At 64.1% G+C, this 18,914-nt stretch carries 15 protein-coding genes; 13 read left to right on the top strand and 2 right to left on the bottom strand.

Going from position 1 to position 18,914, the window contains the following annotated elements; genetic code table 11:
• Nucleotides 1-152: 152 nt before the first annotated feature.
• The 10 genes from fdnG (at nt 153) to QYQ99_RS16185 (ending at nt 13,152) form a co-directional block, all read left to right on the top strand.
• Complete coding sequence (fdnG, locus tag QYQ99_RS16230) at nt 153-3,203, top strand: formate dehydrogenase-N subunit alpha (RefSeq protein WP_302093195.1); 3,051 nt, start codon at nt 153-155, stop codon at nt 3,201-3,203.
• Between the two features lie 11 nt (nt 3,204-3,214).
• Complete coding sequence (gene fdxH / locus QYQ99_RS16225; protein WP_302089117.1) at nt 3,215-4,120, top strand: formate dehydrogenase subunit beta; 906 nt, start codon at nt 3,215-3,217, stop codon at nt 4,118-4,120.
• A complete protein-coding gene (locus QYQ99_RS16220; RefSeq protein WP_302089116.1) occupies nt 4,117-4,779 on the top strand; it encodes a formate dehydrogenase subunit gamma in 663 nt (220 codons plus the stop codon). Before fdxH ends, QYQ99_RS16220 begins: the two co-directional genes overlap by 4 nt.
• The gene (fdhE, locus tag QYQ99_RS16215; RefSeq protein ID WP_302089115.1) at nt 4,776-5,726 is read left to right on the top strand and encodes a formate dehydrogenase accessory protein FdhE; all 951 of its coding nucleotides are present in this window, start codon (nt 4,776-4,778) and stop codon (nt 5,724-5,726) included. The genes QYQ99_RS16220 and fdhE overlap by 4 nt, the downstream gene beginning before the upstream one ends.
• A 173-nt stretch (nt 5,727-5,899) precedes the next feature.
• Nucleotides 5,900-6,763, top strand: a complete 864-nt coding sequence (gene fdhD, locus QYQ99_RS16210; protein WP_302089114.1) for a formate dehydrogenase accessory sulfurtransferase FdhD — start codon at nt 5,900-5,902, stop codon at nt 6,761-6,763.
• Between the two features lie 96 nt (nt 6,764-6,859).
• Nucleotides 6,860-7,264 carry a hypothetical protein gene (locus QYQ99_RS16205; RefSeq protein ID WP_302089113.1) on the top strand — a complete coding sequence of 135 codons (405 nt, stop codon included), beginning with the start codon at nt 6,860-6,862 and terminating at the stop codon, nt 7,262-7,264.
• A gap of 170 nt (nt 7,265-7,434) precedes the next feature.
• A complete protein-coding gene (gene miaB, locus QYQ99_RS16200; RefSeq protein ID WP_302089112.1) occupies nt 7,435-8,763 on the top strand; it encodes a tRNA (N6-isopentenyl adenosine(37)-C2)-methylthiotransferase MiaB in 1,329 nt (442 codons plus the stop codon).
• Between the two features lie 188 nt (nt 8,764-8,951).
• On the top strand, nt 8,952-11,264 hold the full coding sequence (locus QYQ99_RS16195; RefSeq protein ID WP_302089111.1) for a hypothetical protein: 2,313 nt from the start codon (nt 8,952-8,954) through the stop codon (nt 11,262-11,264).
• Nucleotides 11,246-12,448 carry a hypothetical protein gene (locus tag QYQ99_RS16190; protein ID WP_302089110.1) on the top strand — a complete coding sequence of 401 codons (1,203 nt, stop codon included), beginning with the start codon at nt 11,246-11,248 and terminating at the stop codon, nt 12,446-12,448. The genes QYQ99_RS16195 and QYQ99_RS16190 overlap by 19 nt, the downstream gene beginning before the upstream one ends.
• Nucleotides 12,445-13,152: a DUF1266 domain-containing protein gene (locus tag QYQ99_RS16185; RefSeq protein WP_302089109.1), complete on the top strand. Its 708-nt coding sequence runs from the start codon at nt 12,445-12,447 to the stop codon at nt 13,150-13,152. The genes QYQ99_RS16190 and QYQ99_RS16185 overlap by 4 nt, the downstream gene beginning before the upstream one ends.
• Nucleotides 13,153-13,219: 67 nt before the next feature.
• Here the strand turns inward: QYQ99_RS16185 and QYQ99_RS16180 are convergent, their stop codons facing one another.
• Together QYQ99_RS16180 and ffh are read right to left on the bottom strand one after the other, a co-directional pair.
• The gene (locus tag QYQ99_RS16180; RefSeq protein ID WP_302089108.1) at nt 13,220-13,798 is read right to left on the bottom strand and encodes a C40 family peptidase; all 579 of its coding nucleotides are present in this window, start codon (nt 13,796-13,798) and stop codon (nt 13,220-13,222) included.
• 333 nt (nt 13,799-14,131) lie between these two features.
• Entirely contained in the window at nt 14,132-15,523 is a 1,392-nt protein-coding gene (ffh, locus tag QYQ99_RS16175) for a signal recognition particle protein (RefSeq protein WP_302089107.1), read from the bottom strand.
• 495 nt (nt 15,524-16,018) lie between these two features.
• Here ffh and QYQ99_RS16170 point away from each other — a divergent pair, with 495 nt between their 5' ends.
• The 3 genes from QYQ99_RS16170 to QYQ99_RS16160 are packed head-to-tail and all read left to right on the top strand — an operon-like array spanning nt 16,019 to nt 18,877.
• Nucleotides 16,019-16,825 (top strand): cytochrome C assembly family protein, encoded by an 807-nt coding sequence (locus tag QYQ99_RS16170; protein ID WP_003075234.1) that lies wholly within the window; start codon nt 16,019-16,021, stop codon nt 16,823-16,825.
• The gene (locus QYQ99_RS16165; RefSeq protein WP_302089106.1) at nt 16,822-17,067 is read left to right on the top strand and encodes a PP0621 family protein; all 246 of its coding nucleotides are present in this window, start codon (nt 16,822-16,824) and stop codon (nt 17,065-17,067) included. Before QYQ99_RS16170 ends, QYQ99_RS16165 begins: the two co-directional genes overlap by 4 nt.
• Nucleotides 17,068-17,071: 4 nt before the next feature.
• Complete coding sequence (locus QYQ99_RS16160; RefSeq protein WP_302093194.1) at nt 17,072-18,877, top strand: sensor histidine kinase; 1,806 nt, start codon at nt 17,072-17,074, stop codon at nt 18,875-18,877.
• The last annotated feature ends 37 nt before the right edge of the window (nt 18,878-18,914 follow it).

Here is an 18,914-nt window from a genome sequence, read left to right as displayed (position 1 = left end):
AGGTCCGGCAATGCGTGAGCAATCGTCAAGGTCGAGGCCCCGAGTCCGGGCTGTTCCCCCGGCTCACGGGTGGCTGCATCTGCCCATGCAGCCACCTGCAAACCTAACGCCCTCCATGGTCATGGGAGCGCGGTTGAAGAAAACAACACATGATGAATCACGGCAGAAGACGTTTCTTCAAGCTGTGCGGTGCCGGTGTAGCCGGCGCCACTGCTGCATCCCTGGGCTTTGCCCCCTCGGTGGCCATGGCCACACTGCCCCGCCAGTACAAGCTGCTGCGCGCCAAGGAAACCCGCAACAACTGCACCTACTGCTCGGTGGGCTGCGGCATGCTGATGTACAGCCTGGGCGACGGCGCCAAGAACGCCAAGTCCAGGATCTTCCACATCGAGGGCGACCCCGACCACCCCGTCAGCCGTGGCTCGCTGTGCCCCAAGGGTGCAGGCGCGCTGGACTACATCCATTCGGAGCAGCGCCTGAAATACCCCGAGGTGCGTGAAGCCGGCAGCAACGAGTGGAAGCGCATCAGCTGGGACGAAGCCAACGAACGCATCGCGCGCCTGCTCAAGGACGATCGCGACGCCAACTTCATCGAGACGAACGACAAGGGCCAGCGTGTCAACCGCTGGCTCAGCACCGGCATGCTGGCCTCGTCGGCCGCCTCCAACGAAACCGGCATCCTGGACTTCCGCTTCGGCCGCGCCCTGGGCATGCTGGGCTTCGACTGCCAGGCCCGCCTGTGCCACGGCCCCACGGTGTCGGCCCTGGCGCCCTCTTTCGGTCGCGGCGCGATGACCAACCACTGGGTGGATATCAAGAACGCCAACGTGATCCTGGTCATGGGCGGCAACCCTGCCGAAGCCCACCCCGTGGGCTTCAAGTGGGCCATCGAAGCCAAGATCCACAACAAGGCTCACCTCATGGTGGTGGACCCGCGCTTCAACCGCACGGCCTCGGTGGCCGACTTCTACGCCCCCATCCGTGCGGGCTCGGACGCCGCCTTTCTCATGGGCGTGGTCAACTACCTGCTGCAGCACGACAAGATCCAGCACGAATACGTCAAGGCCTATACCAATGCCAGCCTGATCGTGCGCGAGGACTATGGCTTCGACGAAGGTCTGTTCAGCGGCTACGACGCCGACAGAAAAGCCTACGACAAATCCAGCTGGACCTATGAGCGCAATGCGCAAGGACATGCCCTCACCGACGAGAGTCTGCAGCACCCGCGCTGCGTGCTGAACCTGCTGAAAAAGCATGTGGAGCGCTACACGCCCGAGATGGTGCAGACCATCACCGGCACCCAGGTCGCCGACTTTGTGCATGTCTGCGAGCAACTGGCCAGCACCTGCGTGCCGGACCGCACGGCCACCTTCCTCTATGCCCTGGGCTGGACCCACCACACGGCCGGCGCACAGATCATCCGCGGCGCGGCCATGATCCAGCTGCTGCTGGGCAATATCGGCATGGCCGGCGGCGGCGTCAACGCGCTGCGCGGTCACTCCAACATCCAGGGCTATACCGACCTGGGCCTGCTCTCCACCCGCCTGCCCGGCTACCTGAACCTGCCCGAGGACAGGCAGCAGACAATAGAGCAGTACCTCGCGGACGCCACACCCAAGGCCGACCTGCCCGGCCAGGTCAACTACTGGAAGAACACGCCCAAGTTCTTCGTCAGCCTGATGAAGGACCTGTACGGCGAGCACGCCACGCGCGAGAACAGCTGGGGCTACGACTGGCTGCCCAAGTGGGACCGCAGCTACGACATGCTGGCCTATTTCGATCTGATGTATCGCGGCAAGGTCAACGGCTACATCGCCCAGGGCTTCAACCCCGTGGCCGCCATGCCCGACTCAGGCAAGATCCGCGACGCCCTGTCCAAGCTGAAGTTTCTGGTCATCATCGATCCGCTGCAGACCGAGACCTCCACCTTCTGGAAGAACTACGGCGAATTCAACGACGTGGACCCCGCGAAGATCCAGACCACGGTGTTCCGCCTGCCCTCTTCCTGCTTTGCCGAGGAGAACGGCGCCATCGTCAACTCCGGCCGCTGGCTGCAATGGCACTGGGCCGCGCAGGAGCCGCCGTTCGAGGCGCGCCACGACAGCCGCATCCTGGGCGGCATCTTCATGAAGCTGCGCGAGCTGTATGCCAAGGAAGGCGGCACCTGCCCCGAGCCCGTGATGAATATGCGCTGGGACTACCATGACCCTCACGACCCCCATCCCGAGGAAGTGGCCAAGGAGGCCAACGGCTACGCACTGGCCGATCTGTTCGACGACAGCGGCAAGCTGATCGCCAAAAAGGGCGAGCTGCTCTCCGACTTCGGCATGCTGCGCGACGACGGAACGACCTCCAGCTACTGCTGGATCTTCGCAGGCTCGTGGACCGAGGCCGGCAACCAGATGGCGCGCCGCGACAACACCGACACCGGCCTGGGCAACACGCCGGGCTGGGCCTGGGCCTGGCCGGCCAATCGCCGCCTTCTCTACAACCGCGCCTCGGCCGACCCGGCCGGCAAGCCCTGGGACCCCAAGCGCCAGATCCTGCATTGGGATGGCAGGAAATGGGGCGGCTCCGACGTGCCCGACTATCCGCTGACCGCCGCACCCAACAGCGGCGTGAGCCCCTTCATCATGCAGCCCGAAGGCCTGGGACGCCTGTTCTCGGCCAAGGGCATGAACGACGGGCCCTTCCCCGAGCATTACGAACCCACCGAAAGCCCGATTGCGGCCAACCCGCTGCACCCCAAGGTCAGCAAGAGCCCCGTGGCGCGCGTGTTCGCCGACGACGCGGCCCGCATGGGCTCGCGCGAGCAGTTCCCCTATGTGGCGACGACCTACTCCATCACCGAGATGTTCCGCCACTGGACCAAGCACTCGCGCCTGAACGCCATCGTGCAACCCGAGCAGTTCATCGAGCTGTCGGAAAAGCTGGCCGACAGGAAAGGCATCAAGGCCGGCGACATGATCCGGGTCTCCAGCAAGCGCGGCCACATCAAGGGCAAGGCCGTGGTGACCAAGCGCGTGATGACGCTGCAGGTCGATGGTCAGGAGATCGAGCAGATCGGCATCCCCTGTCACTGGGGCTATGAAGGCACGACGCGCAAGGGCTATCTGGCCAATACGCTGAGCCCCGGCATCGGCGATGCCAATGCCCAGACCCCCGAGTTCAAGGCCTTTCTGGTCAACATCGAAAAGGCATAAGGCGAGCACCCATGACCATGCAATCCCAAGATATCGTGCGGCGCTCGGCCACCAACGCGCTCACGCCCGCCGCGCGCGCCCGTGACCACAAGGCAGAGGTCGCCAAACTCATCGACGTCAGCATCTGCATTGGCTGCAAGGCCTGCCAGGTGGCCTGCAGCGAATGGAACGATCTGCGCGACGATGTGGGCGAGAACTTCGGCGTCTACGACAACCCGCGCGATCTCTCGCCCGAGAGCTGGACGCTGATGCGCTTTGACGAGTATGTCAACGAGCAGGGCAAGCTGGAGTGGCTGATCCGCAAGGACGGCTGCATGCACTGCGAAGACCCGGGCTGTCTGAAGGCCTGCCCCCAGCCCGGCGCCATCGTGCAGTACGCCAACGGCATCGTGGACTTCCAGTCCGAGCAATGCATTGGCTGCGGCTACTGCGTGGCCGGCTGCCCCTTCAACATCCCGCGCATCAGCAAGAAGGACAACAAGGCCTACAAGTGCACGCTGTGCTCGGACCGCGTGGCCGTGGGCCAGGAGCCGGCCTGCGTCAAGACCTGCCCCACGGGCGCCATCGCGTTCGGCAGCAAGGACGACATGCTGATCAAGGCCGAAGGCCGCGTGCAGGAGATGAAGACCCGCGGCTTCGACCAAGCCGGCATCTACGACCCGCAAGGCGTGGGCGGCACCCATGTGATGTATGTGCTGCACCATGCCGACCAGCCCGAGCTCTATCACAAGCTGCCCAAGGATCCCAAGATCAGCGCCGTGGTCGAGGGCTGGAAGGGCTGGTTCAAGCCGCTGGCCGCCCTGGGCTTCGTGGCCACGCTGGCCGGTGCTGCGGCCCACTACATGGCCACCGGCCCCAACGAGATCGACGAAGACGATGCGGGCGAGGACCGCGCCAAGAAAGGAGAAACGGCATGAACAAAGACCGCATGATCTTGCGCACCCCGCTGCCCGAGCGCCTGTGCCACTGGGCCATGGTGGTGTGTTTCTTTCTGGTCGCCCTGTCGGGCCTGTCCTGGGTGTTTCCCAGCCTGAACTGGCTCAACAGCGTCTTCGGCACGCCGCAGCTGGCGCGGCTGCTGCACCCCTTCTTCGGCATCGTGGTGTTTGTGGCCCTGGTCTATCTGTTCGTGCGCTTTGTGAAATACAACCTGTTCGTCAGGGAAGACCGCATCTGGGTGGAGAACGTGAAATCGGTGGCGGCAGGAGACCACAGCCAGCGGCTGCGCATCGGCAAGTACAACGCAGGCCAGAAGCTGCTGTTCTGGGGGATCATGAGCCTGATCTGCGTGCTGCTGCTCACCGGCCTGGTGATCTGGCGTGCCTACTTCGCACATCTGTTCCCGATCCCCGTGCTGCGTGTCGCGCTGGCGCTGCACGCTCTGGCGGGCGTGGGCCTGATATTGCTGATCCTTGGCCATATCTATCTGGCCTTCTGGGTCAAGGGCTCGATCCGCGGCATGGTCACCGGCTATGTCAGCCATGCCTGGGCTCGCGCCCATCACGACCGCTGGCATGAGGAGATCAGCGCCAAACCTGCGGCAGCAGGCAAAGCCAAGACAGGGAGCACACGATGAGCATCCATCTGGTTCCCGAAGCCGAACGCTCGCCGGGTGTGGGCCATATCGCTGCCGTGCAACTGCCCGCCGCCAAGCTGCCCTATGCCCGTCGCGCCAGCCGCCTGCAGCATCTGGCCCAGGGCCATGCCATGGCCGAGTATCTGCTGTGGGCCGCCGAGCTGGCCGGTGCCCAGCAGGCCACGGCCGAGGCCCTGCCCCTGCCCGAGCAGGAAGCCGCCGGCCTGGGCGCGGCCCTGCAACAGCGCACCCAAGCGCCTTTGCATTCGGCCCTGTGGCCGCGCTCTGCCCACTGGCTGGCCCTGCTCGACGAGCTGCTGAGCCGCATGGCACAGCAACCCCGCATGCAGACTCCCGCCATCGGCCAGGCATTGGCGCGCTTGCAACAGGCCGATGCAGCCCAGCGCGAAGCCTGGGCCGACGCCCTGCTGAAGGCGCTGCGCAGCGAAGCACTGGCCGACGACGCGGTACTGCCCGAAGCGGGCGTGGCCCAGCTGCTGTGGAGCGCACTGTCGCTGTACTGGCGCCAGCTGGCCAGCCAGTTGCCCGCCGCCGGCCGGGCCGAGCCGGGCGAGCAGCGCCATCTCTGCCCCGTCTGCGGCCATGTACCCACCGGCAGCCTGGTGCTCGGCGGCGCCCAGGCCGGCGTGCGTTATCTGCAATGCAGCCTGTGCGAATGCCAGTGGCATGTGGTGCGCAGCAAGTGCAGCAACTGCGACAGCACGCATGCACTGGACTACTGGTGCCTGGAAGACGAAAAAGCGCCCATCAAGGCCGAGAGCTGCAACGAGTGCCAGACCTATCTCAAGGCCTTCTACCAGCAGGCGGACCACCAGCTGGAAATGGTGGCCGACGACCTGGCCAGTCTGGCCCTGGATGCCGAGATGGAGGAAAAAGAGCTTGCGCGCAGCGGCATCAACCCCTTGATGCTGCCGCTGCTGGCCTAGGCACCGGCCGCAGGCCTGCACCGCCCCCCTGGCCGTGCAGGCCGGCCACGGATGCCCGGGAGCGCTGCCATGGCCTCCCCTCCACCATGCGTCGGCAGGCCCGCCGCGCCGGGCACTGAGCCAGAGTCCGCCCCTTGCCGGCAAGGAATGCGCCTGCTGACTATCATCAGCCCATGACCGAGTCCGCCTGCCCCATCCCTGCCCAGCCGATAGCACCGCTGCACACCCATGCCGTGAGCTTCTTCCACGCCGGGCAGCAGCAGCGCCAGGAGCGCGTGCTGGCGGCCGAGGTGCCGATTGCGCTGGTCTTCAACGGCATCTCGCATGCGGTGATGATGGGCTCGCCCACCGATGCGGAAGACTTTGCACTGGGCTTTGCGCTGACCGAGGGCATCATCGACAGCGCCGCTGACTGCTACGGCATCGAAGCCCGCCCCGTGTCTGCCGCAGCAGCCGGCCTGCCCGAAGGCATGGACGGCATGGAAGTGCAGCTCGACATCGCCTCGCGCTGCTTTGCCCGGCTCAAGGACCGGCGCCGCAGCATGACGGGCCGCACGGGTTGCGGCGTCTGTGGAGTCGAGAGCTTTGCGGCGCTGGACCTGTCGTTTGACGCCCTGCCGCCCCAGGACTGGCTGGAGCAGGTCGACGCAGCCACCGTGCTCAAGGCGATTGACGCCCTGCCACCACACCAGATTCTCAATGCCGAGGCCGGCGCCATCCATGCCGCAGGCTGGGCCACTTTGGCGGGCGACATCACGGATGTGCTCGAAGACGTGGGCCGCCACAATGCGCTGGACAAGCTGGTCGGCCGGCTGGCGCGCACGGGCCGCCTCGGCGAGCCCGGCTTGGTAGTGCTGTCCAGCCGCGGCAGCCATGAACTGGTGCGCAAATGCGCCAAGGTCGGCATCGCGGCGCTGGCCACGATTTCCGCGCCCACCTCCATGGGCGTGCGCATGGCTGAGCTGACGGGCCTGCGCTTCTGGGGGCTGTGCCGTCCGCCCCGGGCGGTGCTCTATGCGGCGGGCGGCAAAGCCTGAGCAAGCCCTGCTGCCAAGCGCCAGCCTCTAGAATCACGGCATTGCGGCCATGACTAAAGCTCTGACCGCCCCACGATCAGCCCCTGGATATACACCATGAACCGCTGCACCACCGACCTCATCAGCCGCCGCTTCGTGGCCTGCGCCTTGCTGGCTGCTGCCGCCAGCGCCGGCCTGCCGGCCCATGCCCAGGGCCTGCCCTCGGACGAGACGCGCAACTTTCCGCCCACGGCGCAGTTCGGCGAACTGACGGTCACCAACTTCCCCGAAGTGGCCATCAACGGCACGGCCATTCGCACCACGCCCGGCTTTCGCCTGTTCAGCAGCGAGCGCAGCATTGTTTTTGCCAGCAACTATGCAGGCCAGAAGATGCTGGTGGGCTATGTGATCGAGCCGCAGACCCAGGGCCTGCACACGGCCTGGATTCTGACCCCTGCCGAAATCGAGAAATACAAGCCGATCCAGCCGCGCACCCTGCTGCAGCGCGTTTTCGGCAGCTGAGTCCGGCTCGCGCCGACCGCTATTGATTAAAGAGCTGCTTGCGCTTTTTCCGCAAGCTTTTCAAACTGTTTTCATATCCAAATCAAGTGATGGCAAGCGCTAGCAGCTATCACTTTGTGCTTGCGAACTCTGCAAGCCCCGCACCCGACAACACCTGACAAGAGCGCCCCATGAGCAAGAAAGTCTTTATCAAAACCTTTGGCTGCCAGATGAACGAGTACGACTCGGACAAGATGGCCGATGTGCTGGGCGCGGCCCAGGGTTACGAGCCCACGCAGAACGTGGACGAGGCCGATCTGATCCTGTTCAACACCTGCTCGGTGCGCGAGAAGGCCCAGGAAAAAGTATTCAGCGATCTGGGCCGCATCCGCCACCTCAAGGAAAAAGGCGTGCTGATCGGCGTGGGCGGCTGCGTGGCCAGCCAGGAGGGTGCCGAGATCATCAAGCGCGCGCCGTTTGTCGATGTGGTCTTCGGCCCCCAGACCCTGCACCGCCTGCCCGAGCTGCTCAATCAGCGTGCGGCCAAGGCCAAGCCCCAGGTCGATATCTCCTTCCCCGAAATCGAGAAGTTCGACCACCTGCCGCCGGCACGCGTGGAAGGCGCTTCGGCCTTTGTCTCCATCATGGAGGGCTGCTCCAAATATTGCAGCTACTGCGTCGTGCCCTATACGCGCGGCGAGGAAGTCAGCCGCCCGTTCGAGGACGTGCTGGTGGAAGTCGCGGGCCTGGCCGAGCAGGGCGTCAAGGAAATCACGCTGCTGGGCCAGAACGTCAATGCCTACCTGGGCAAGATGGGCGACAGCAGCGAGATGGCCGACTTCGCGCTGCTGCTGGAATATGTGGCCGAGATTCCCGGCCTCGAACGCATCCGCTACACCACCAGCCATCCCAACGAGTTCACGCCGCGCCTGATCGAGGCCTACGCCAAGATTCCGCAACTGGTCAGCCATCTGCATCTGCCCGTGCAACATGGCAGCGACAAGATCCTCATGGCCATGAAGCGCGGCTACACGGCCATGGAATACAAGAGCACCATCCGCAAGCTGCGCGCCATCCGTCCCGATCTGGCCATGAGCAGCGACTTCATCGTGGGCTTCCCCGGCGAGACCGAGGAAGACTTCCAGAAGATGATGAAGCTCATCCACGATGTGCGCTTCGACAACTCGTTCAGCTTCATCTTCAGCCCCCGTCCCGGCACGCCTGCAGCCAATCTGCACGACGACACGCCGCACGAAGTCAAGCTGCGCCGCCTGCAGGAGCTGCAAGCCGTGATCAACACCCACATCAAGGAGATCAGCGAAGAGCGTGTCGGCACGGTGCAACGCCTGCTGGTCGAAGGCGTGAGCAAGCGCGACGGCAGCGAGCTGATGGGCCGCACCTATTGCAACCGCGTGGTCAACTTCCCCGGCAACGAGCGTTTGATTGGGCAGATGGTGGATGTGAAGATTACCGAAGCCAAGGCTTACACCTTGCGCGGCGAAGTCCTGCTCAAGGATTGACGGCCCGACAGTCCCTGGACTCATCCACCAAAAGCCTGCTTGCAATGCCAAGGCAGGCTTTTTTCATGACTGGTTATAAATTCTGTAACAAATGGTGATGCCCTGCCGGATGGCACACGCCTCTTCAATCCGCCGCTAGGATGATGGCCTATTGGGGCCAAGCTGCCTCGGATTGAACTCTGGACACCATGAACCAAACTGCCGCACTGCAGGGCGATGCCATCTACGCCTTGCTGGATCAAGCCCATGAGCTGCTGAACGACTACAACGACGACAAGCCCGGCAGCATCAGCCGTCAGGACCGCATCGCCGCTGCGGTGGAATTGATGGGGCAGCAGAACTTTGCCCCAGCCACCGTGCAGGAGCTCGAGCGCATTCACGACTTCTGGCTCTACCTCGATCAGCCCGAAGCGGCCAACAAGCTGCTTCAGCAGCATCGCGGCGCCGCCCTGGCCGCGGCCGACGAACTGAGCCCCGCAGAAGCCGCGCTGCGCCTGAGCCTGAGCGACATCCAGAGCCGCATGGGCTTTGACCAGCCCTCCGCGCAAGCCTTGCTGGGTTCGGCGGCACAGGCCATTGCCAGGCTGCCCGAGGATGTGGACAGCGACAACTACTGGCATGGCTGGCACTGGATGGCCTCGCAGCTCCAGGCCTGGGAAGCTGCGGCCACGGGCCTTGAGCTGCAACGAGCCCAGGAGCGTCGCAACCCCGATCTGGCCGAAGATGCGGCCTACCTCGATGCCATCGTCTGCGTTCGCAAGGCGGAAATGGCCCAGAAAAGCGGCCACGCCAGCGAGGCCGCCAGCCTGGTGCAGAACGCCATCAATCTCCTGCGCGATGCTGCGCCCGACCAGCAGGTGGACTTTGACCGCTGGATGACGCTGGCCGATCATGTGCTGCCGCTGGCCCCACAAAGCCTGCCCGCCTTGCTCATGGCCTGCGAGCAGCAATTGGCCGCCCTGGAAAATCCCCCGCCCTCGCAAGCCGTCAAGGTGCATCGCCAGGTCAAGATCGTGCGGCTGCAGGCCCAGGCCTGCGCTCAGGCCGGTCAGCTGGAGGCAGCCATTCAACTGGCGCCTCAGGGACACTTCGGACTGACGGATGACTCGGGCGACCCCTTCACCGCTTCCTGGCTGGGCTGGCTGGAGCAGGCCGGGCACCTGAAGCAAGCCGCCGATCTGGCGCTGCAAAGCGTGCTCCACGCTCGTCCCGTCTCGGCCGTGGCCGCCTTCGAGCTGGCCAACAAGCAGTTCAGCAACGACCCGGAAAACGCCATCACCTGGGCCCTGGTTCTGGCCATTGGTCAAACCGACGAGGACATGCGCCAGCTGCTTGCGCAAGAAGAGAGGCCGCTGCACCCGGCGGATTTCTATCTGAGCATGGTGCGCGCAGCCCAGCCGGCGCATCCGGTGCTGGCCTTGCTCGACGGTCTGCGTCTGGCACGCAAGCGCCAGATGGAGCAGGCTCTGCCGCTGCTGGAAATCGGCGTGGGCCAGCACCCCGAGATGGCCGACAGCGACAAGCTGCCCGCGCTCTGGGCTGCCCGCTTTGCCGCGCTGCCGCTGGAAGAAGCGCTGGCTCGGCCCTTCCCCCAGGGCCATGGCGCGCACTGGTGCTACGCCGCCGGCGTGGTCCTGGACGATGCAGACGATCTGGCTCCGCTGATGGGCGGCAAGAAGAAAGTGCCTGCGCAGGAGGTGCGCGAGCCTCTGGTCGTGCGCTACTACGAGGAAGGTCTTGCCCGCTTCGAGCATTTCTGGGCGACTGGCCAGGGCCGCTTCAAGGATGGCGACCTGCATGTGTACTCCATGCTCTGCAACAACCTGGCCATCAAGTACCGCTTCATGGATCGCTACGACGAGGCCGCCGAGCTGCACCACAAGGGACTGGGCAGCAGCCCGTTTGCCGAGCATCACAACGGCCTGCTGTGGTGCGCCGTGGGCAAGGACGACGATGAGCAGACCGTAGTCGAGGCCGAGCGCCTGTGGCATTTCGCCCAGGAGCATGGCTACAGCCGCCATGAACCCACGCGTTACTTCTCCACCGTCGCCCTGTCGCTCTACAAGCTCAACCGCGATGACGAGATCAGCATCTGGATGGAGCGTCTGGACCAATGGTTCCACGACCTGGATGAAGACGAGCAGCGCGACGTGCGCCGCAACTACCTGGCGTCCCTGATGTCCATGCTGGACTTTTTCTCCAGCACACGCCCCGAGCTGGTGCTGCCGCGCCTGCGCACGCATCAGCAAGAAGTCATTGCGCTGCAGGACTGCTATCCGCTGCGCCGCCTGGCCTGTGCGCTGGAAGCCTACCCCGAGCTGCTGGAGGAATCCGTGGCACTGCACAAGCAGGCCAACAGCTATCTGGACAAGGACGACGATGAGGACGAGCGGCGCATGTCGCAGTCCGGCATAGAGCGCGCCGAGCGCAAGCTGGCCGAGCGCGACGCCCAGAGCGGCGCAGCGGCATCGGGTCGCAAACCATGGTGGAAATTCTGGTGAATCAGGTCGTTGAAAAAGCCGCTGCCGCCAGTGCCTACAAGGCGCGCGATGTCGTCAACGCCCCAGCCATCAAGCAGCGCATCAAAGAGCGCAGCGCAGAGCGCGGTGACGCTGCCGATGTCGCCGCCTGGCTGGGCAACCATTTCTACCGCCATGTGGTGGGCAATCTGCAGGCCGACGAGCCTGCCGTGCTGCGCATTGCCGACGCCCGGCAGTTGCAGGAGCTCGCCGGCCGTCAGGAGCCGCCGGCCTGGGCGCTGGAGCGGCTGGCGCGCAAGCAGGCCGGCTTCGAGCTGCCCGACCTCTGGTGGGTGCTGCCCGACAGCGCCGCCCTGCTAGCGCTGGAGACGCGGCTGGTGGAATTTCTCTCCACCCGCAAGGGCACCTCTCTGGAAGGCAAGCTTCAGCGCGTGAACTGCCCACAGGCGCTGGCGCGCTGGACGCTGGAGCATCTGGCTTTCGAGAAAAAACAGAACAGCGGCCGGGTTGAGCACAGCCCAAGCGCCGTGCACGGGCTGCTGCGTGGCCAGCACGGCACGTTTGTGGAGTTTGACGCCACAAGTGCGCAGATGCGCCAGGAAATGGCCTATGAAAGCCAGATGATGGGCCACTGCGTGGGCCAGTTTGCCAACCGCAAGTCCTTCAGCGGCGGCTATGGAGAACATTACGCCGAGGGTCTCGAATCGGGGCGCATGCGGCTGTTCAGCTACCGCACGGGCACGGCCCAGCCCCGCATCACCGTCAATGCCTATGTTCAAAAGGACGGCAAGCTTCAGATCGAGCAGATCAAGGGCAAGCAGAACCGGCCGCCGATTGCACGCTATACGCCCGATGTGGTGACCCTGCTCAACCATCTGCCGCTCAACGACGAGGTACCCGAAGACGCTCTGTCCATGGGCATTGTGCGCCGCCCGCCCGAGCTGCTGAAGGCCCATCCGGGGCTGGCACCCTGGTGCTCGGTGCAGGAGCTGCAGACCGACGACGAGCAACTGTGGCTGATGCAGCAGCACCCCGCCCTGCTGCCCCGGCTCAATCTGCAGTCACCACTGATGCAGTGGATGGTGGCGGCACGCAAGGATTCGCTGGACAGCGAAGTCATTGAACGCATGCCCAAATCCGCCGCACTGAAACAGACCTTGGTGATGGCCAGAAAGCGCCCCGGTCGCGCAGGAGTGCGCACATGAGCATCTGGACGATCCTTTTGCTCATCGCTGCCCTGATCTACTGGGTGCTGCGCGGCGGCTTCAAGCGCCTCAAGGAGGCCAAGCAACGCGGCGACATCATCAGCTACCAGGCGGGCAGCCAGGAGCGCAACTGGGCCCTGGCGCTGGCCCACCCGATGGCCTACCACGCCATGCAAGGCGGCTTTGCCAGCGATCTGCATGGCGCTGACGAAGCGCTGGCCAGACAGCTGCGCCCCATGATCTTGCACCATCTTGGCCTGCGCACCGACCTCAGCGACGAACAGGTGCGCCTGCAACTGCCCGATGCACTGCGCCAGCGCTGGTTCATGCTGGATCTGCAGCGCCTGCAGCGCAGCGACGACGTGCGCGCCGCGATGGCGTTTGCCTGCGCGCGCGTGACCTTTTTTGTGCGCAGCGCCAGACTGCTGGAATGGACGGACGAAGCCCTGCATTGGGATATCCTTGAGCTCAACGCCCAGCGCGCCCAGCAATGCTTTGACAGCTGGCTTGCTTTCGGCCAGGCCTATGCCCAGGGCCGCGCGCAATGGCTGGCACAAGGCCGCAGCGATGTGCTGGGCAAGGCCTTCACGTCCGAAGAAGTGGCGCAATGGGTGACGCAGGAGCAGCACCCCTGGCATGCGATGAGCTGGAATCTGCCGCTGACCGGCGATGAGGCAAAGCCTGCCTCCGCGCCTGCGGCATAAGTGCGAGACACCCGCAAAAACCGAGGGACTGCCAGGCAGTCCCTTTTTTCATCCGCAGCGCAGGCGTTCAGGCAAAGATACTGCGGGCTTCCGTGAATCGCTTGGCGAAGTACACATTGTCCATGCGTACCCGCTGCACCGTTCCGCCGCTGGACGGCGCATGCACGAACTGTCCGTTGCCCACAAAAATTCCCATATGGGAATAGCGCCCGCCCAGAGTGTTGAAGAACACGAAGTCGCCGCGCATCAGATCACGTCCGCCGACCGGGTTGCTGGCCTGCGCCCATTGCGATGTGGTGCGGGGCAGACGGGTTTCCGTGATGCCGCCCACGGCCCACTGAATCAGACCGCTGCAGTCAAAACCGCCTTCAGGCGAGTTGCCGCCATAGGTGTAAGGCGTGTTGACCACCAGCATGGTGCGCGCCAGCAGTGACTCGCGCAGCTCTGCATCCAGGCTCAGGGCATTGGCCGGACGCACGGAGGACCCGCCTTGCGCAGCAGGCCGGGGCTTGTCTTTGGTGGTGGAGCACCCTGCCAGCACTGCCAGCAGCGAGCCCGCAAGCATCAGCGCGCTGCGGCGCTCCAGACATTGAGGCAGAGGTTGCCGCTGACCCGCCTCCACGAAAGTCCTGTCTTGTAGCTTCATGGAAAGGCATGTTCTCAGAAAGCCGCCGCCACATCCAGTATTTGCCCTGGATTGGCGCGCTTCTTTACAAAAAAGTGAGCTGCTCTCGCTTGCCATTCCTTAGATTCAGATGCATTTCTCATCAAAACTCATAAAAAACAAGCGCAAGTAGCTCACTTTTTATAGATCGCTGATCTCGAACCAAGCACACCCCAACTCAGGGACAGCGAGCAAGCGCCTATGCCGGCCGCGCCGCCGCGCAGCGAGGCTGTCGTCCTCCTCCCATAGCGCGCAGCGCGTAGAGAGAGGGGGAAGCGGCGGAGCCGCCTAGGCAAAGCCGCTCAGGGGGAGCTATCAGAACGGCAGCTTGGGCATGCCGCCGCCGCCCATCATGCCCTTCATCCCCTTCATGCCGCCCATCTTCTTCATCATCTTCATCAGGCCGCCGCCCTTGAACTTCTTCATCATGGTCTGCATCTGCTCGAACTCCTTGAGCAGGCGGTTGACTTCCTGCACCTGGACGCCGGCACCGTCGGCAATGCGCTTCTTGCGCGTGGCCTTGATGATTTCAGGCTTTTTGCGCTCCTTGAGCGTCATGGAGCAGATGATGCCTTCCTTGCGCTTGATCTCGCGCTCGGCCTTGTCCATATCGACCTGACCGGCCTTGCCGGCCAGCTCGGCGGGCAGCTTGTCCATCAGGTTCGAGAGACCGCCCATCTGCTTCATCTGCTGCAGCTGGGCCAGAAAGTCGTTGAGGTCGAAGCCGTCGCCGCTCTTGAGCTTCTCGGCCATCTTCTGCGCGGCTTCCATGTCCACGCCCTTGGTGACCTGCTCGACCAGGGCCACGATGTCGCCCATGCCCAGCACGCGCTGTGCGTGGCGGTCGGCATCGAAGACTTCCAGTCCGTCGATCTTTTCCGAGACACCGGCAAACTTGATGGGAGCGCCCGTGATCTGGCGCACCGACAGCGCCGCACCGCCGCGCGAATCGCCGTCGAGCTTGGTCAGAACGATACCTGTCAGCGGCAGCGCTTCCTTGAAGGCCTTGGCGGTGTTGACCGCATCCTGGCCCTGCATGGCATCGACCACGAACAGGGTTTCGACGGGCTTGAGCGTGGCGTGCAAATCCTTGATTTCGGCCATCAGCAGCTCGTCGATGGCCAGACGGCCGGCCGTATCCACCAGCAGCACATCGAAGAAATGCCTTTTGGCGTAATCAATCGCGGCCACGGCGATATCGTGGGGCTTCTGGTCGGGAGTGGAGGGAAACCACTCGGCGCCAGCCTGGGCCGTCACGGTCTTGAGCTGCTCGATGGCCGCAGGGCGATACACGTCACCCGAGACCGTGAGCACCTTTTTCTTGCGCTTTTCGATCAGATGCTTGGCCAGCTTGGCCGTGGTGGTGGTCTTGCCGGCGCCTTGCAGACCGGCCATCAAAATGACGGCGGGAGGCTGGGCATTGAGATTGATGTCGGCCACGCCCTCGCCCATGGTCGCCGCCAACTCCTTGTTGACGATGGACACCAGCACCTGGCCGGGCTGCAACGAGCTGATGACTTCCTGGCCCAGCGCCTTTTCCTTGACGCGGGCAATGAAGTCGCGCACCACGGGCAGAGCCACGTCGGCCTCCAGCAAGGCCATGCGCACTTCGCGCAGCATGTCCTGCACATTGGACTCGGTGATGCGGGCCTGGCCGCGCATCTCTTTGACAAGGCGCGAGAGTTTATCGGTGAGTGCGGAGGCCATAAGCAAAAAGCATTCGAAAGTTATGGATGGACGGGAGTCGTGCGCGAGCGAGCAGCACGACTATCCGGGCAGCTTGAGGACCCAGCTCAGGCGAGGCGAGGCTGCATGAACAGGCATTTTACCCGCTGCCCTTGATTGACGATGCCCCGCAGGCTTGTCCGTGATCTGCCTCAGATGTGCAACGTCGCTGCGCTTTGCTCCAAAGCTCCCCCGAAAAAGAGACCAGGCCGGTCCTGAATGGACCTGAATCAAGCTCTCCAGCCAGTCCTTGCTCCTGGCGCAAGACCGGCCCGCTGCCTGCTGCGCGGCAAGGCTGGAGACATCGCCCGGCCGCAGAAAATCCTTGAAGACCGGGCTCAAAAGTCGACGATCTGCTCTGCAAACACGCAAACACGCGCTCATGACCGGGCTCAGGCAGCGCTTTATGCGCAAAATTGACGGACGGCAGCGGCCTGCAAAAGAAGAGTAGGGGCCGGCGGCACTATCATAGAAAGCATGCTCTCCCAACCGCTCACTGCAGCTGGCCCCATTGGCTGGATCCTGGCCATGGCAGCGGCCATTGCCTACGCCATTCCTGCACTTGCCACCCAGCACCTGCAAGAAGCTGGTGCCCGTCGCTGCCTGCGCCTGGCCTGGGCACTGCATGCCCTGCTGCTGGGCTGGGGTTTGCTTGGCGAGCTGCCGCACTTCGGCTTTGCTCCCGCCCTGTCGATCACTGCCTGGCTGGTGCTGACCGTCTATGTGGTGGAGCAGCAGCTCTACCCGCAGCTGCGCTCGCGCTGGCCGCTGTCCATCCTGGGAAGCGTGGCCGTGCTTCTGGCGGTGGTGTTCCCCGGCACTCCGCTGCACGTCAACGCCTCGCCCTGGCTGCCGCTGCATCTGGCTCTGGGTATTGCCTCCTACGGCCTGTTTGCCGCAGCCGTCGTTCATGGCGCGCTGATGAGCCATGCCGAGCGGCAGATGCGCCAGGGCGGCGACCATGACAGCGGACTGCCGCTGCTGACGCTGGAGCGGCTGACCTTCCGTTTTGTCGGAGCGGGCTTTGTGCTGCTGACCGCCACACTGGCCGCAGGCTGGCTGTTTGGCGAGCAGCTCTATGGCAAGGCATGGGTGTGGAATCACAAATCCATTTTCTCCCTGCTGTCCTGGCTGGCATTTGCCGTGCTGCTGTTCGGCCGCAAGCGATTCGGCTGGCGCGGCCAAAGCGCCGTGCGTGTTCTTTATATCGGCGCCATCTTCTTGCTGCTGGCCTATGTCGGCTCGCGCTTTGTGATTGAAGTGCTGCTGGAGCGCGCAGCATGAAGTATTTGCTGGTCCTGCTGGTCGTGGTGGTGGCTGTCGGCATCTGGCGCGGCAAACGTCGCGCTGAAGTGGCCGAGCAGACCAGGCCTGCCAGCCCTCCCAAGCGCCTACAGTCCATGGTAGCCTGCGCTCACTGCGGCCTTCACCTGCCGCAGGCTGATGCCGTGAGCGACGCCTCTGGCAAGATCTTCTGCAGTGCAGAACACCGCCGCCTGGCCCAGCAAGACACTGAGCGCCACTGACCGCATGGTGAACTCCGCCTCGCCCTGGCAGCACACCGCCATCCCACTCGATGAAGCCATCAGCCGGCGCGCGGACGCCAGCCTCAATGCCCCGTTTGTGCGTCTGTGGCAGGCCTTCCTCAGCGGCCGCGTGCTGCTGGCGCTGGCGCTGGTCCTGCTGCAGACGCTGAATCTGCAGCTGCAGAGCATCAGCTCCCCCCTGGCCTGGCTGATCTGCTTCAGCTATCTGACGCTGACCATCGTGCTGCGCCTGGCTGCCGGACGCCACTTGCCAGCGCCTCGCGCAGCCCTGCAATGGCTGCCCGTGATCGGCGTCGACATTGCAGCGATCCTTTTGCTGCAGATCTTTCAGGTCAGCTCGCTCAACTACACCGCGCTGCTGGCCATTCCCGTCCTGATCTCCTCGGCGCTGGGCGGACTGATGCTGGCCTTTGGCACCACGGCCTGCATCACGCTGCTGACGCTGGCCTACACCTTCTGGCAATACCACGGCGGGCTCAACGACGACGCCCAGTCTTACTACCAGACGGCTTTTTCCTGCGCCGGCTATTTCTGCGTGGCCTATCTCACGCACGAGCTGGCCAAGCGTGTCCGACGCGAGCGTTCCCAGGCCCTGTTCAACCGCCTGCGCACCCAGACCCAGGAGCAGGTCAACAGCCTGGTGATCAACCACTTCTCAGACGGCGTGCTGGTGGTCGACTCAAGCTTGCAGGTGCTGCAGGCCAACCCGGCCGCATTGCAGCTGCTGGGCCTGCCCATAGATCATCCCCAGCCTTTTTCCCTGCAGGCCCATAGCTGGTGGGAGCCACTGGCGCATTCCACACAAGCGAGCTTTGCCCATGCCCGCCCGCTGTCCGCGACGATTCACCTGCAGGCCCATGAACGACACGGTGCCACCGGCATGCATGTGCGCACACGCATCACCGAGGTTTCGGCGCCCTATCTGGACGAGGGTCCGCAGGCGCAAGCCAGCCACTCGCTTTGCGTCATGTTTCTTCACGACCTGCGCGAGATGGAAGCGCAGCTGCGCACCGAAAAGCTGGCCTCCATGGGCCGCATGTCGGCTGCCGTAGCGCATGAAATACGCAACCCGCTCGCTGCCATCACCCAGGCCAATGCGCTGCTGGCCGAAGACCTGGCGAGCCAGCCCGGTCCGCAACAGCTATGCCGCATCGTGGGGCAGAACGCCGACCGTCTGGCCCGCATCGCCGAAGAAATCCTCAACCTGGCACGCGTGCAGCAGGGCGCAGAAACCCATCAGGGCCAGTCGCTGCCGCTGGACACCCTGCTGGCCCAGATCAGCCATGAATGGCGCATACAGGCCGCCCCGCCGCGCCAGCTTCTGCTGCGGCTCAATGCAACGGCCCGCCATATCCTGTTCGATGAAGAGCACCTGCGCCGCGTGCTGATCAACTTGCTGGACAATGCCCAGCGCCACCGCAGCCATGCCGGCAATGAAGCGGGCCTGCAGCTGATCAGCGGCTACGGGCCCTTGAACGGTCAGATCCAGGGTCTCGCACCGCAGGACGACACCTGCTGGTTCATGGTCTGGAGTGATGGAGCACCGCTGGAGTCCAGCGTCGAACGCCATCTGTTCGAGCCGTTCTTCTCCTCTCAAAGCCGCTCCAGCGGCCTCGGACTCTATATATGCCGCGAGCTGTGCCAGCGCTACGATGCCTCCATCAGCTATCAACGCCTGGCTCGCAACACACCGCAAGGCGATGTGAACGGCAACGCCTTTATCGTGACTCTGCGCAGCGGCCCTTCATCCCTCGCAAGCCACTCCCTGTTTGACTCGATCATGGTGTAAGCCCAGTGACCTCCTCGCCTCACTCATCCTCAGCGGC

It is taken from the genome of Comamonas testosteroni (assembly GCF_030505195.1).
Classification (GTDB): Bacteria; Pseudomonadota; Gammaproteobacteria; order Burkholderiales; family Burkholderiaceae_C; genus Comamonas; species Comamonas testosteroni_G.
The sequence above is the reverse complement of the archived record's forward strand: the minus strand, read 5'-3'. Positions and strand labels throughout refer to the sequence as shown.